Genomic DNA, 13,229 nt, shown 5'->3' with positions numbered 1-13,229 from the left:
TTGTGGTGTTTTTGGGGGGCGGGGCGGCGGGGGGGGCCGTGGCGTGTGTTCTGGCCATCGTGGGTGTTTTCACCGGCGGGGGGGGGGGGCCGCCGGGGGGGCCCCCCCCCCTTCTCTGTGGGGCTCTCTTCGGCCTGGATCAGTACGCGGAGTTCACGTTGTCCATCGAGCCGTAGCGGTCGGCCGCGTAGTTGCACGCGGCGACGATGTTGGCCACCGGGTCACGCAGGTCGTTCGCGGTGCCCTCGACGTGGTAGGCGTCGAACGTCGGCTGAATCACCTGGAGCAGGCCGATAGACGGGGTGCCGTTCTGGGCGTTGATGTCCCAGTTGTTGGCGATGTTCGGGTCGCCGCCGGACTCACGGATGATGTTGCGGTGGATGCCCTCGTAGGAGCCGGGGATGCCTTCCTTCTTCATGATGGACATCGCCTCGCGGATCCAGCCGTCAAGGTTGTTCGGGTACTGCGCCTTCGGGGCGGCCTGGCGCGCCTTGGAGCGGTTGGCGGCTTCCTTGGCCTGGCGCTCCTTCTCGGCCTTGGCCTTGGCGTCGGCCTCGGCCTTGGCCTTGGCGTCTGCCTTGGCCTTCGCAGCGAACGCGGCCTTCTTCTTGGCCATCTCCTCGGCGGCCTTCTTCTTCTCGGCCTCGGCCTTCTTGGCGGCCTGCACCGACTGCTCGGTCAGGCTGTCCTTCTGGATCTTGCCGACGCTGTCGGCGTGCCATGCGACAGGCTTGGCGGACAGCGCCTGAGAGGACTGTGTGCCCTGCTCGGCCTCGGCGGAACCCGGTACGACCGCGAAGGCCAGGGCCGCGACGCTCGCAGCGGTGATGCCCGCTGCCGAGAGCTTGTGGGTCTTGGTTATGCGGGCGTAACGAGAAAACGTGGGGACGGGCATGACTTTGGACCTCTTCCAATCGCTGGTGTCGCAGAGGCCGGGTCGGTGACGACATTGCGAGGTCCCCGAGTGGCGGGGCGCGGTGTCGTTCCGGCAGAAAGCGCCGCATTCGATCTGCGGCGCCGTGCGACGGGAGCAATTCTTAGCTGGCGCAAAAAGCTGTGGCAAAGGTGTGACGTACTACCCCGGATCGTGGAAAAGGGGGGCTGTCGGGACCCTCTTCCCCGGATCGTGGTAAAGGGAGGCCGCCAGGAGCCTTCTGGCGCCTCCCGCCCCCGGCCGCGCAGCCAGGGTGAATCCACTAGGAGAGGTCGTAAGTGACGTACGTCCTATGCCGGGCCTCACACTCGGCCGGTGGTGCGCTCACCCGTCGAATTCGCATTGGCACACAGAGTGTGCAGCGGACACATGCGCTGACCTGGGCAAATGCCTGTTTTCGGGTCAGATCGGGCGCCGCGCGGCTCGCGACCCGGCGGCCGGCCGGGGACCGAGCGGCGCCGGGCGCCAAAACCCCTGCTCAGCAAGGCAATAGAAGATGCGCGTCGCCGAACTCGTGCCAGAGATAGTGGTGCGCCAGCGCCTCCCCGTAGCTCCGGCGCAGTGCCTCCCGGCCCGCCACCGCCTCCAGCATCAGCACATGCGAGGCCTGCGGCTCGTGCAGCCCGGTCAGTAGCCCGTCCACCACCCGCACACCGCGGTCCGGGGTGATCACGAGATCCGTCCAGCCGGACGCCGGGCGCACCGCGCCGGACGGTGAGACGGCCGTTTCCAGCGCCCGTACGGCCGTCGTGCCCACCGCGACGATGCGGCCGCCAGCGGCCCTCGCGGCATTGACCAGCCATGCTGTCGACTCGGGTACGGCGAAGCGCTCCGGGTACGGCGGCTCGTGTGCCTCCATCGAGGCGACCCCGGCGTGCAGCGTGATGGGCGCGATCTGCACACCCCTGCTGACCAGCTGCGCCACCAGCGGGGCGGTGAACGGCCGCGCCGCGCTGGGCATCTCCGCCGAGCCGTCCCCGGCCGCCGACGGCACGGCGAACACCGTTTGATACGCCGACAGCGGCTGGTCCCGCTCCGTGTACCCGTACCGGATCGGGCGGCCGTACCGGTGCAGCAGCGCCGGCACCCGCGCGCCGCTGACCCGCGCCCACCACAGCCGCGCCCCCCGCCCGTCCAGCGGTTCCTCCAGTACGGCCTCGGCCCCGCCCGGCAGCCGCACCAGCGCCCCGGGCGGGGCCACCGGCCGCGGCCGCGTGCTGCCCCGCCCGTCGGGACTGCGCAGCTCCACCGACCAGCGGGCACCCCCGGACTCCGGCCCCCCGGGATGCCCCGAGTCCGCCCGTGTCGAGAAGTGCACGACGACCCTCTCGCCCCGGCCGTCGCCCAGTCGCCCGTCCACCGCGGCGGGAAGCGTCCGCGAGGTGTTCACCACCAGGACGTCCCCGGGCCGCAGCAGCACGGGCAGCTCCCGGAAAGCACGGTGCGAAACCGCCTCCCCCCGGCTGACCAGCAGGCGTACGGAGTCCCGGCCCAGCCCCGGGCCGCGCTGCTCGGCGGGCACCCGGGCCGACAGCTCATCGGGCACCCGCAGCGCCTCGAACAAGGTCATCGAGAAGCCTCGATCAGCGCCGGCGCCGCGTATCGCCCGCTGGCCGCGCCCCGGTCGAGCAGCTCCAGGAACGCCGGGACCATCTCCTCGGGCAGCGGCCGCGCCGCCATGTCCTCATCGTCCGGCACCGCCGCCGCGTACAGATCGGTCCGCATGTCGCCCGGGTCCACCGACCACACCCTCACCCCCGGCTCCTCCTCCGCCAGCACCGCCGACAGCTGGTCCAGCGCCGCCTTGGACGACCCGTAGCCGCCCCAGGTCCCGTACGCCTCCACCGCCGCGTCCGAGCTGACGCCGATCACCGTCCCGGACGCGGCGCGCAGCAGCGGCAGCGCCTCCTGAACCAGGCCCAGCGCCGCCACCACGTTCGTCTCCAGGGCCGCCCGCAGGCCCTCCAGCGGCAGGTCGGCCAGCCGCACCAGCGGCTCGGCGCCCAGCGCACTCGCGTTGTTCACCAGCAGATCGAGCCCGCCCAGCTCCCGGGCCGCACTCACCAGCTCCACCCGGTGCGCGGGGTCCGTGACGTCCCCGGGCAGCGCCACCACCCGCACCCCCTGCCCACGGGCCTCCTGCGCGGCCGACCGCAGTGCCCCCTCCGAGCGGGCGTCCAGCACCAGATCCCAGCCGCGCTCCGCCAGCGCAGCCGCCAGCGCGCGGCCCAGCCCCTTCGACGCACCGGTGATGATCGCAGCCCGGCATATCCGTCAACCCCTTCGGCGCCTCCGGCAGCCTGTACAACCGGATGTGCCGCCAACGTAGGAACGCCGCCGCGCCGGCCGCTTCGTACCGGGGTCGCGACAGGTCAGGGCACTTCGGCCTAGTCCCCAGGACCGACAGGAAGCCTCCGCCGGTCCGATACGGCCCGCCCCGCCCGCCGGTACCGTGAGCCCATGACCACCGGCTCCGTACCCCAATCGGGACTCGCCGCGGTGAGCGCCGCACTGCTCGCCATGAGCAGGCACCTCGAGGTGCGCGAGGTGCTCCAGACGATCGTGGCGTCCGCGCGCGAGCTGCTGGACGCCGAGTACGCGGCACTCGGGGTGCCGGACGACCACGGAGGCTTCGCCCAGTTCGTGGTGGACGGCGTCACCGAGGAACAGTGGAAGGCCATCGGCCCGCTGCCCCGCCAGCACGGCATCCTCGCCGCGATGCTCCACGAGGCCACCCCGCAGCGGCTCGCCGACGTACGCAAGGACCCGCGCTTCGAGGGCTGGCCCAGCGCTCACCCCGATATGTCCGACTTCATCGGCCTGCCGGTCGCCGACGGCGACGAGGTCCTCGCCGCGCTCTTCCTCGCCAACAAGCGGTGCCCCCACCCCGAGGGCAGCTGCGGATTCACCGCCGAGGACGAGGCGCTGCTCTGCACCCTCGCCCAGCACGCCGCCATCGCCCTCACCAACGCCCGCCTCTACGAGCGCAGCCGCGAGCTGACCATCGCGGGCGAACGGGCCCGGCTCGCCCACGAGCTCCACGACGCGGTCGCCCAGAAGCTCTTCTCACTGCGCCTCACCGCCCAGGCCGCCGCCGCTCTGGTCGACCGCGACCCGGCCCGCGCCAAGGGCGAGCTGCAGCAGGTCGCGGACCTCGCGGCCGAGGCCGCCGACGAGCTGCGTGCCGCCGTCGTGGAGCTGCGCCCCGCCGCCCTGGACGAGGACGGGCTGGTCAACACGCTCCGTACCCAGGTGCAGGTCCTCGACCGGGCACACTCCGCCCGGGTCACCTTCGGCGCACACAACATACGCGCGCTGCCCGCCTCCCAGGAGGAAGCGCTGCTGCGGGTCGCCCAGGAGGCGCTGCACAACGCGTTGCGGCACTCGGCCGCCGAGACGGTGGCGGTGTCCCTCACCCGGAACGGGCAGGGCGTGGTGCTGAGAGTGTCCGACGACGGCCGCGGCTTCGACCCCTCCGCGGAGCGCCGGGCCGGCCGCCATCTGGGCATGGTGTCGATGCGCGACCGGGCCAGCGGCGTCGGCGGTCGGCTGACGGTGGAGTCGGCGCCCGGAAAGGGCACCGCGATCGAGATGGAGGTGCCCGGTGGCTGAGCCGCACCGCAGCATTCGTGTGCTGCTCGTCGACGACCACCAGGTCGTCCGGCGCGGCCTGCGGACCTTCCTCGAGGTCCAGGACGACATCGAGGTGGTGGGGGAGGCGTCGGACGGCGAGGAGGGTGTCACCCGGGCCGAGGAGCTGCGCCCCGACGTGGTCCTGATGGACGTCAAGATGCCCGGCACCGACGGCATCGAGGCGCTGCGCAAGCTGCGGGCCCTCGACAACCCCGCCAAAGTACTGATCGTCACCAGCTTCACCGAGCAGCGCACCGTCGTACCCGCGCTCCGGGCCGGCGCCTCCGGGTACGTCTACAAGGACGTCGACCCGGACGCGCTGGCCGGCGCGATCCGGTCCGTGAACGCCGGGCACATCCTGTTGCAGCCCGAGGTGGCGGGCGCGCTGCTCTCCCAGGAGGAGGCGAGCGGCGGCCAAGGGCGCGGAAACGCCCTCACCGAGCGGGAGCGCGAGGTGCTCTCGCTGATCGCCGACGGCCGGTCCAACCGGGAGATCGCCCGCGCGCTCGTGCTCTCCGAGAAGACCGTCAAGACCCATGTCTCCAACATCCTGATGAAGCTGGACCTGGCCGACCGGACACAGGCGGCGCTCTGGGCCGTACGGCACGGGGTGGCCGGCTAGGCCGTGTATCCGACGTCACGCCCGAGCCTCGGGACAGGCGGCGTTCTGAGTGAAACGCCCTGGTGAGCAGCGTGGGTGCGAGCGGTTCCCTTCCAAACACAGATTCATACTGTCGGGTGTATATCGCTCGTATGGCGCAACTTGACCGGGGCCCGGCCCGTTCTCCATGGCGTGCTGCGGTGATCGGCCGCGGCAACCGCTAGGGAGGGTCAAAACATGATGAACCTTAAGAAGGCCGCTGCCGTTGCCATGGTCGCCGCCGGTCTCGTCGCCGCCGGTTCCGGTGTTGCCTGCGCCACCGACGGACCGCACGCCTCGGGGCGGTCCGTGTTCTCACCGGGCATCGCTTCGGGCAACGTGATCCAGGCCCCGGTCCACGTGCCGGTCAACGCCACTGGCAACGCCGTCAACGTGATCGGTGTGATGAACCCCGCGTTCGGCAACCGGGCCGTCAACTACTGATCGTGCAACCGGAGCTACAGCCGCAGCTGTAGCCGCTGTCGATGCCGTACGCGGAAGGCCCCGCGGACCCCATCCACGGTCCGCGGGGCCTTCCGTTCGAGGCCGGGCACTCAGAGCCACGGCAGCTCAGTGCCGCCCCGGTTCAGTGCCGCCCGGTTCAGTGCCGTTCCCGCTCCTCCACATACGCGTTGTACGCCGCGACCTGCGCCCTCCGCGCCGTCCGCTCCAACGGCCGCAGCGCCTCCGCCCGCGCCGCCATCTGCGAAGCGCTGACCGCACCCCCGTGCTCACGCCCGTCCCCGACCGCGTCCTGCGGCCCGTACGCGATGGCGATCAGCGCGCCGACCCGCTGCGCCAGCTCCAACACCCGTGCCGCACGCGGCGGATAGCCCGGCGCCAGCACCTCCCGGCCGCGCTCGGTCCGCGCCCGGTAGGCCTCCAGCGCCGCCTGCGCCATCGGCCCCGACCCGGCCACATCCAGCCGGGACAGCAGGTCGGTCGCCTCCCGCAGCGCCTCCGCCAGCTCCCGCTCGGCCTCGCCGAGCGACGGCACGTCCGCGGGCGGCGCATCCCGTACGGGCAGGCAGTGCCAGACCACCTCGACGTGCACATCGCCCTCCGGCCCCGCCTCGTACACCTCCGGCACGAGCCCCAGCGGATGATCACCCGTTGCGATCACCGCCTCCTCCGCGGCCAGCGCCCGCGCGTTGAAGTCCGGCGGCCCGCTCAGCCCCAGCGGATGCCCCGCCACCGGCAGCGCGACCCGCAGCCCGGTCACCCCGAGCGCCCGCAGGCGCCCCAGGCCCAGGCTGAGACCGACCGGCGCGGACTCCTCCGGTAGTCCTTCGATCCGGTGCTGAGCATCGGGACCGATCACGCGCTGCACAGCGTCATCGGGAGAGATGAGTCCGGCCAAAAGGGCATTTCCCCAGGCGGCGAGCCGTCCTGAGCGCGGTTCCTTGAGCATGGGACCAGCCTAAGGACTGGACCCGCCGACCGGTGGCGTAGGTTTTCCCCTGGGGGCCGCGCCCACAGGCGCACACGCAACATCACGACACTGCATGGGAGACAACGCGCTCATGAGCGATGTACTGGAGCTGGTGGACGTATCCGTGGTCCGCGAGGGCCGGGCTCTGGTGGACCAGGTCTCCTGGTCGGTCGCCGAGGGTGAGCGCTGGGTGATCCTCGGTCCCAATGGCGCCGGCAAGACGACTCTGCTCAACATCGCCTCCAGCTATCTCTTCCCGACCAGCGGTGCCGCGCAGATCCTCGGGGAGAAGCTCGGCAGCGTCGATGTCTTCGAGCTCCGCCCCCGCATCGGTGTGGCGGGCATCGCCATGGCCGACAAGCTGCCCCGCAACCAGACCGTTCTGCAGACCGTGCTCACCGCTGCGTACGGCATGACCGCGCACTGGCAGGAGAGCTACGAGCCCATCGACGAGGAGCGCGCCCGCGCCTTCCTCGACCGGCTCGGCATGAGCGAGTACCTCGACCGCAAGTTCGGCACCCTCTCCGAGGGCGAGCGCAAGCGCACCCTGATCGCCCGCGCGATGATGACCGACCCGGAGCTGCTGCTGCTCGACGAGCCCGCGGCCGGCCTCGACCTCGGTGGCCGCGAGGACCTCGTACGGAGACTGGGCCGGCTCGCCCGCGACAGATTCGCACCCTCCATGATCATGGTCACCCACCATGTCGAGGAAATCGCCCCGGGCTTCACCCACGTACTGATGATCCGTCAGGGCAAGGTGCTCGCCGCGGGTCCCGTCGAGACCGAACTCAACTCCCGCAATCTGTCCCTCTGCTTCGGCCTGCCGCTCATCGTGGAGCGGAACGGCGACCGCTGGATGGCCCAGGGACTGCCCCTCAAGTAGGCCCGCCTGCCCCCCGATGCGCCGATCCCCTGTTGACGGGCGGCGCGGACCCTCGTACTCCGCCGACCGGTGCTGAGCGACCACTGTCGGCGATGAGGTCACCGCGCCTACCATGAGCGGGTGGATCCATGGGTGTGGTGGCTGATCGCCGCCGTAGGGCTGGGCATACCTCTTGTGCTGACCGCGATGCCCGAGTTCGGGATGTTCGCGGTCGGCGCCGTCGTGGCCGCGGTCGCGGCCGCGCTCGGCGGCGGGACCGTGACCCAGGTGCTGGTCTTCGTCATCGTCTCCGTGGCGCTGATCGCCGTGGTGCGTCCGATCGCCGCCCGGCACCGGGAACAGCGGCCCCAACTGGCGAGCGGCATCGACGCGTTGCGGGGGCGGCAGGCCGTCGTACTGGAACGGGTCGACGGCAACGGCGGCCGTATCAAGCTCGCGGGAGAGATCTGGTCCGCCCGCACCCTCGACGCCGATCAGGTGTGTGATGTGGGGCAGCAGGTCGATGTCGTCGAGATCGACGGCGCGACCGCAGTGGTCATATGACGCCCCATCATCGGGTGGCCGGAACCGCCCCACACCGGCGAGCTCTCTGACAGACTGATCATCAAGCAACCGAAGGGGTACGGGGAGCATCCATGGAACCGATCATCATCGTCCTGATCATCCTGGTGGTGCTCGTCTTCATCGCACTCATGAAGACGGTGCAGGTCATCCCGCAGGCCAGTGCCGCCATCGTCGAGCGCTTCGGCCGCTACACCCGCACCCTCAACGCGGGCCTGAACATCGTCGTCCCCTTCATCGACTCGATCCGCAATCGCATCGACCTCCGTGAGCAGGTCGTGCCCTTCCCGCCGCAGCCGGTGATCACCCAGGACAACCTGGTCGTCAATATCGACACCGTCATCTATTACCAGGTGACCGACGCCCGGGCCGCCACCTACGAGGTCGCCAGCTACATCCAGGCGATCGAGCAGCTCACCGTCACCACCCTCCGCAACATCATCGGCGGCATGGACCTGGAGCGGACCCTCACCTCCCGCGAGGAGATCAACGCCGCACTGCGCGGGGTCCTGGACGAGGCCACCGGCAAGTGGGGCATCCGCGTCAACCGCGTCGAGCTCAAGGCGATCGAGCCGCCCACCTCCATCCAGGACTCGATGGAGAAGCAGATGCGCGCCGACCGTGACAAGCGCGCCGCGATCCTCACCGCAGAGGGCATCCGGCAGTCCCAGATCCTCACCGCGGAAGGCGAGAAGCAGTCCGCGATCCTCCGGGCCGAGGGTGAGGCCAAGGCCGCGGCCCTGCGCGCCGAGGGCGAGGCCCAGGCGATCCGTACGGTCTTCGAGTCCATCCACGCGGGCGACCCGGACCAGAAGCTGCTCTCCTACCAGTACCTCCAGATGCTCCCGAAGATCGCCGAGGGCGACGCCAACAAGCTCTGGATCGTGCCCAGCGAGATCGGCGACGCGCTCAAGGGACTCAGCGGAGCCTTCGGCAACCTCGGTCCGATGGGCGGCGGCTCGACCCCCAAGACCCCCGGCCCGCGCCGCGAGCAGCCCCCGCTCGACTGACACGCATGCCCCGTCCGGCATGATCGGTGCAGTAGGCATCGAAACACCGGAAGGGACGACGTGGGTATCTGGGAGGCATTGGCCGTCTTCGTGGCGGGCATCGGAGCCGGCACCATCAACACCATTGTCGGGTCCGGCACCCTGATCACCTTCCCCGTGCTCCTCGCCACCGGGCTGCCGCCGATCACCGCCAATGTCTCCAACAGCCTGGGCCTGGTCCCGGGATCGGTCAGCGGTGCCATCGGATACCGCCGCGAGCTGGCCGGCCAGCGGCGACGCGTGATCCGCCTCGGCATCGCCGCCCTCGTCGGCGGCCTCGCCGGCGCTGTCCTGCTGATCGCCCTGCCCTCCAAGGCCTTCGACACGATCGTGCCGGGCCTGATCGCCGTCGCACTGGTGATGGTGATCCTCCAGCCGCGGCTGTCGCGCGCCGTCCAGCGGCACCGCGAGCGCAACGACACCGACGCCCACCCCGACGGCGGCCCGGTCCTGCTCGGCGGCATGCTGCTGGCCAGCGTGTACGGCGGCTACTTCGGGGCCGCCCAGGGAGTGATCTACCTCTCCCTGATGGGCCTGCTGCTCCCTGAGGACCTGCAGCGGATCAATGCCGTCAAGAACATCCTCGCCGCGCTGGTCAACGGAGTCGCAGCGCTGTTCTTCCTCTTCGTCGCCGACTTCGACTGGACCGCTGTCCTGCTCATCGCCGTCGGCTCCGCCCTCGGCGGGCAGCTCGGCGCCAAGGTCGGCCGCCGGCTCCCGCCCGCCGCGCTACGGGCCGTCATCGTCGCGGTCGGGATCGCCGCGATCGTTCATTTGCTGCTCGGCTGAGCAGCAAATGGCTGAGCAGCAAATGAACGACGGCTACGGTCAGGCGGGCACCGCAGGAGGCGCCGCCGACTCCGGCAGCGCCAGCCACCCCGGCAGCGACTCCCGGGCCGAGACCCCCAGCGCCAGCAGCAGCGCATCGGAAGGCGTCGGCTCGAACGGCTTGCTGAGCAGCCGCATCCCCGCCTGCTCCGGCGTACGGTCCGCCTTGCGGTGATTGTCCTGTGCGCAGGCCGCGACCGTATTCAGCCAGGTGTCCCCGCCTCCGTGCGAACGCGGCAGTATGTGGTCCACGGTCGTCGCCCGGCGCCCGCAGTACGCGCACCGGTGCCGGTCCCGTACCAGCACGCCCCGCCGTGACCATGGAGCCCGTCTTCGGAACGGCACCCGTACGTACCGGCAGAGCCTGATCACCTGCGGCACCGGAAGTTCCACCGCGGCGGCACGGACACGCAGACCGGGGTGGGCCTGCTCGACGACGGCCTTGTCCTGCATCACCAGTACCACCGCGCGGCGCAGCGTCACCGTCGACAGCGGCTCGAAGCTGGCGTTGAGTACCAGAGTCTCGCGCATCCCAGCCCACCTCCCGGCAATCATGAGTTCGCCGCCCCGCGGCGCGCACGTCGCCGCCGCGGACTGGGATCAACTCTGACCGGGGCTTCCGGTCGGGACAACGCAATTTCCTGTACGGCAGGGGGCGCGGGGGTGAAAAAGTGAAAACCCGCCCCCCTCCGGCCACCAGGAAAGTGGCCGGAGGGGGCGGGTCGCGGTCGCGCCGGAGGTCAGCCTCCCGCAGGGGCGGCGTACTCGCCGATCAGATGCGCCCGGCCGATGCTGTGGAAGCGCAGATTGAAGCCCACGACGGCCGGAGAGGCCGTCGAGTCCGGGCCCAGCTTCTCGGTGTCCACGGCGTAGACCGTGAAGACGTACCGGTGCGCCGGGTGCCCGGGGGGCGGAGCGGCGCCGCCGAAGTCGAGCGTGCCGAAGTCGTTCCGTACGTGCACGGCGCCTTCGGGCAGGCCGTCGAACTTCCCGCTGCCGGCGCCCGTGGGCAGTTCGGTGACCGTCGCCGGGATGTCGAAGAGCACCCAGTGCCAAAACCCGCTCCCGGTCGGTGCGTCCGGGTCGAAGCACGTCACCGCGAAGCTCTTGGTCTCCGCCGGGAAGCCCTCCCACCGGAGGTGGGGCGAGATGTTGCCTCCCGCGTGCACCTGGGCGTCGCCCAGCGTGGCTCCCGGCGTCACGTCCTCGCTCACCACGGTGAACGACGGCACTGACGGGTGGAAGTCATGCGGAAGCGGTGCCCTCTTGAGCTCGGTCACGTCGAAACCTCCTGATCGGATGGATCGCTGTGGATCTCTGCCCTCCGAGCCTAGAACCAGTTGCGCCGACCGCCGACCTCGGCGAGCCACTGGTTGAGGTATGCCGCCCAGTCGGTCTCCTGGAAGGACTGGAGCCCGACGGTGAACGCCCGGTACGAGTCACTGCCCTCGGTGAACAGACCCGGCTTCTTGTCCATCTCCAGGATGACGTCCATCTCGCGGTCGTCGGCGACAAAGGTCAGCTCGACCTGGTTCAGCCCCCGGTACTGCTGTGGCGCCAGGAACTCGATCTCCTGGTAGAAGGGCAGCCGCTGCCGGGTGCCGCGGATCTGCCCGCGCTCCAGGTCGGCGCTCTTGAAGCGGAAGCCGAGGGCACCGAAGGCATCCAGGATGGCCTGCTGGGCCGGCAGCGGGTGCACATCGATGGGGTCCAGATCGCCCGAGTCCACGGCGCGCGCGATCTCCAGCTCCGTGGTCACACCGACGTTCATCCCGGTCAGATGACGGCCGAGGAAGGTCGTGACCGGGGTCTCCCACGGGATCTCGAGGCCGAACTGCACGGCGTGCACGGCTCCGGGCTGCACCTCGAACGCCCCGCCCAGCCGCTGCCGGTGGAACTCGATGTCCTGCTTGAACTCGTTGTCGCCGCTCTCCACCTCGACCCGCGCCTGCAGGCCGACGGCCAGCCCCTCGATCTGCTGGGCGACGGACCCGCCCTGAATACGCACCTCGCCCTGGACAACTCCACCCGGCACGACGTTCGCTTCGGTGAGAACGGTCTCCACCGATGCCCCGCCGGCACCCATGCTCGCGAGCAGCTTCTTGAACCCCATGTTGTTCCTCCCCAGACCGTGCCTGTGCCAGGTCTTGATCGCTTTGACGCTCTGACCCCTACATACGCGGAACGGGCCGCTGCGGTTCCGCGCCTTCACCCTTGCAAGTGGGGCGTCCCCGGGCCGGCAACCCGTCCGTACGCGTTGCACTACGCTCGGAGCGCATGCCGAACCGTACGCCGTTGACCCGCGACTTCTTCGACCGACCCGTCCTCGAGGTCGCCCCCGACCTCCTCGGTCGCACACTCGTCCGTACGACTCCTGATGGTCCGATCGAACTGAGGCTGACGGAGGTCGAGGCGTACAACGGCACGACGGACCCCGGCTCGCACGCGTATCGCGGACGCACTGAGCGCAACGCTTCGATGTTCGGTCCCCCCGGGCACGCATACGTCTACTTCATCTATGGCATGTGGTTCAGCCTGAACCTGGTGTGCGGCCCGGTGGGCAGCGCCAGCGGAGTGCTGCTCCGCGCGGGGGAGATCACGAAGGGCAGCGAGTTGGCTCAAAAGCGGCGCCCCGCTGCGCGCAAGGAGCTGGAGCTCGCGAAGGGGCCGGCCCGCCTGGCGACGGCCCTCGACGTGGACCGCACGCTGAACGGATCCGACATCTGCGCAGGTCCGTCCGCCCCCCTCGGCGTCCTCACGGGCAAGCCGGCGGCCGGCGGAACGGTCCGCAACGGACCCCGGACGGGAGTCGGTGGCGACGGTGCGGTCCACCCCTGGCGCTTCTGGATCGACGGAGATCCGACGGTGAGCCGGTACCGCGCTCACACCCCGCGTCGCCGTCGCCAGAACGGAACTTGACTCTCAGTACGAGACCGCCTAACGTAGCCCGAGCCGCTTGAACGGGCAGAGCTGCGGACTCGGCGCAAGTCGACTCCCAACCACCCGCAAGCGGCACAACCATCACTACGAGGACCTCCCTATCGGGGACGATTTCGGCATGCCGGAATTCGATTCGGTCGGCTCGATTATGAGTCGGCGGGGGAATCCGTTAATGTGGTGGACACGTCAGAAGGCGGAGCGGAAAGAATATTCCGCTCAATGGCGTGGAACCCTCTCCAACGGGGACCGGAATTGATTCGGACCGGAAACGGTGTGAAGAAAAGGTCTGGTAGGGTTGGAAACACCGAAGGGAAGCGCCCGGAGGGCCC

General features: G+C 70.2%; 15 protein-coding genes. 8 read left to right on the top strand and 7 right to left on the bottom strand.

The window, feature by feature from the left end; all coding sequences use genetic code 11:
* Positions 1-139: 139 nt before the first annotated feature.
* The 3 genes from ABZW18_RS32650 to ABZW18_RS32640 form a co-directional block, all read right to left on the bottom strand.
* Positions 140-895 carry a transglycosylase SLT domain-containing protein gene (locus ABZW18_RS32650; RefSeq protein ID WP_356194633.1) on the bottom strand — a complete coding sequence of 252 codons (756 nt, stop codon included), beginning with the start codon at positions 893-895 and terminating at the stop codon, positions 140-142.
* A gap of 517 nt (positions 896-1,412) precedes the next feature.
* Entirely contained in the window at positions 1,413-2,504 is a 1,092-nt protein-coding gene (locus ABZW18_RS32645; protein ID WP_356194631.1) for an S-adenosylmethionine:tRNA ribosyltransferase-isomerase, read from the bottom strand.
* Complete coding sequence (locus ABZW18_RS32640) at positions 2,501-3,205, bottom strand: SDR family NAD(P)-dependent oxidoreductase (protein ID WP_356194636.1); 705 nt, start codon at positions 3,203-3,205, stop codon at positions 2,501-2,503. The genes ABZW18_RS32645 and ABZW18_RS32640 overlap by 4 nt, the downstream gene beginning before the upstream one ends.
* Before the next feature lie 189 nt (positions 3,206-3,394).
* On the opposite strand from ABZW18_RS32640, the gene ABZW18_RS32635 reads away from it, so the two are divergent.
* The 3 genes from ABZW18_RS32635 to ABZW18_RS32625 all read left to right on the top strand — a co-directional run bounded on the left by ABZW18_RS32635 (position 3,395) and on the right by ABZW18_RS32625 (position 5,651).
* The gene (locus ABZW18_RS32635) at positions 3,395-4,546 is read left to right on the top strand and encodes a GAF domain-containing sensor histidine kinase (RefSeq protein ID WP_356194628.1); all 1,152 of its coding nucleotides are present in this window, start codon (positions 3,395-3,397) and stop codon (positions 4,544-4,546) included.
* On the top strand, positions 4,539-5,189 hold the full coding sequence (locus ABZW18_RS32630) for a response regulator transcription factor (protein ID WP_356194627.1): 651 nt from the start codon (positions 4,539-4,541) through the stop codon (positions 5,187-5,189). Before ABZW18_RS32635 ends, ABZW18_RS32630 begins: the two co-directional genes overlap by 8 nt.
* 216 nt (positions 5,190-5,405) lie before the next feature.
* Positions 5,406-5,651: a chaplin gene (locus tag ABZW18_RS32625; protein ID WP_356194625.1), complete on the top strand. Its 246-nt coding sequence runs from the start codon at positions 5,406-5,408 to the stop codon at positions 5,649-5,651.
* Between the two features lie 157 nt (positions 5,652-5,808).
* On the opposite strand, the gene ABZW18_RS32620 is transcribed toward ABZW18_RS32625, so the two are convergent.
* Entirely contained in the window at positions 5,809-6,618 is an 810-nt protein-coding gene (locus ABZW18_RS32620; protein WP_356194623.1) for a hypothetical protein, read from the bottom strand.
* Between the two features lie 112 nt (positions 6,619-6,730).
* On the opposite strand from ABZW18_RS32620, the gene ABZW18_RS32615 reads away from it, so the two are divergent.
* The 4 genes from ABZW18_RS32615 to ABZW18_RS32600 all read left to right on the top strand — a co-directional run bounded on the left by ABZW18_RS32615 (position 6,731) and on the right by ABZW18_RS32600 (position 9,921).
* Positions 6,731-7,522: an ABC transporter ATP-binding protein gene (locus tag ABZW18_RS32615; RefSeq protein ID WP_356194621.1), complete on the top strand. Its 792-nt coding sequence runs from the start codon at positions 6,731-6,733 to the stop codon at positions 7,520-7,522.
* Positions 7,523-7,642: 120 nt separating this feature from the next.
* Complete coding sequence (locus tag ABZW18_RS32610) at positions 7,643-8,065, top strand: NfeD family protein (protein ID WP_356194619.1); 423 nt, start codon at positions 7,643-7,645, stop codon at positions 8,063-8,065.
* A gap of 92 nt (positions 8,066-8,157) precedes the next feature.
* Complete coding sequence (locus ABZW18_RS32605; RefSeq protein WP_356194617.1) at positions 8,158-9,093, top strand: SPFH domain-containing protein; 936 nt, start codon at positions 8,158-8,160, stop codon at positions 9,091-9,093.
* A gap of 60 nt (positions 9,094-9,153) precedes the next feature.
* Complete coding sequence (locus tag ABZW18_RS32600) at positions 9,154-9,921, top strand: sulfite exporter TauE/SafE family protein (RefSeq protein ID WP_356194614.1); 768 nt, start codon at positions 9,154-9,156, stop codon at positions 9,919-9,921.
* Between the two features lie 39 nt (positions 9,922-9,960).
* Here ABZW18_RS32600 and ABZW18_RS32595 read toward each other — a convergent pair whose 3' ends face one another.
* From ABZW18_RS32595 to ABZW18_RS32585, 3 genes are all read right to left on the bottom strand, one after another.
* Positions 9,961-10,491, bottom strand: a complete 531-nt coding sequence (locus ABZW18_RS32595) for an HNH endonuclease (RefSeq protein WP_356194612.1) — start codon at positions 10,489-10,491, stop codon at positions 9,961-9,963.
* Between the two features lie 209 nt (positions 10,492-10,700).
* The gene (locus ABZW18_RS32590; RefSeq protein ID WP_356194610.1) at positions 10,701-11,240 is read right to left on the bottom strand and encodes a YbhB/YbcL family Raf kinase inhibitor-like protein; all 540 of its coding nucleotides are present in this window, start codon (positions 11,238-11,240) and stop codon (positions 10,701-10,703) included.
* A 50-nt stretch (positions 11,241-11,290) separates the two neighbouring features.
* A complete protein-coding gene (locus ABZW18_RS32585) occupies positions 11,291-12,073 on the bottom strand; it encodes a sporulation protein (protein ID WP_356194607.1) in 783 nt (260 codons plus the stop codon).
* Between the two features lie 164 nt (positions 12,074-12,237).
* On the opposite strand from ABZW18_RS32585, the gene ABZW18_RS32580 reads away from it, so the two are divergent.
* Positions 12,238-12,879 (top strand): DNA-3-methyladenine glycosylase, encoded by a 642-nt coding sequence (locus ABZW18_RS32580; RefSeq protein WP_356194605.1) that lies wholly within the window; start codon positions 12,238-12,240, stop codon positions 12,877-12,879.
* Positions 12,880-13,229 lie beyond the last annotated feature (350 nt).

Source organism: Streptomyces sp. NPDC004647 (assembly GCF_040609575.1).
GTDB lineage: Bacteria > Actinomycetota > Actinomycetes > Streptomycetales > Streptomycetaceae > Streptomyces.
This window is presented reverse-complemented; position numbering and strand designations above follow the sequence as displayed.

Coding starts and splice junctions, on each gene's coding strand:
- ABZW18_RS32650 (WP_356194633.1), bottom strand. CDS start 895: ATGCCCGTCCCCACGTTTTCTCGTTACGCCCGCATAACCAAGACCCAC.
- ABZW18_RS32645 (WP_356194631.1), bottom strand. CDS start 2,504: ATGACCTTGTTCGAGGCGCTGCGGGTGCCCGATGAGCTGTCGGCCCGG.
- ABZW18_RS32635 (WP_356194628.1), top strand. CDS start 3,395: ATGACCACCGGCTCCGTACCCCAATCGGGACTCGCCGCGGTGAGCGCC.
- ABZW18_RS32625 (WP_356194625.1), top strand. CDS start 5,406: ATGATGAACCTTAAGAAGGCCGCTGCCGTTGCCATGGTCGCCGCCGGT.
- ABZW18_RS32620 (WP_356194623.1), bottom strand. CDS start 6,618: ATGCTCAAGGAACCGCGCTCAGGACGGCTCGCCGCCTGGGGAAATGCC.
- ABZW18_RS32615 (WP_356194621.1), top strand. CDS start 6,731: ATGAGCGATGTACTGGAGCTGGTGGACGTATCCGTGGTCCGCGAGGGC.
- ABZW18_RS32605 (WP_356194617.1), top strand. CDS start 8,158: ATGGAACCGATCATCATCGTCCTGATCATCCTGGTGGTGCTCGTCTTC.
- ABZW18_RS32595 (WP_356194612.1), bottom strand. CDS start 10,491: ATGCGCGAGACTCTGGTACTCAACGCCAGCTTCGAGCCGCTGTCGACG.
- ABZW18_RS32585 (WP_356194607.1), bottom strand. CDS start 12,073: ATGGGGTTCAAGAAGCTGCTCGCGAGCATGGGTGCCGGCGGGGCATCG.
- ABZW18_RS32580 (WP_356194605.1), top strand. CDS start 12,238: ATGCCGAACCGTACGCCGTTGACCCGCGACTTCTTCGACCGACCCGTC.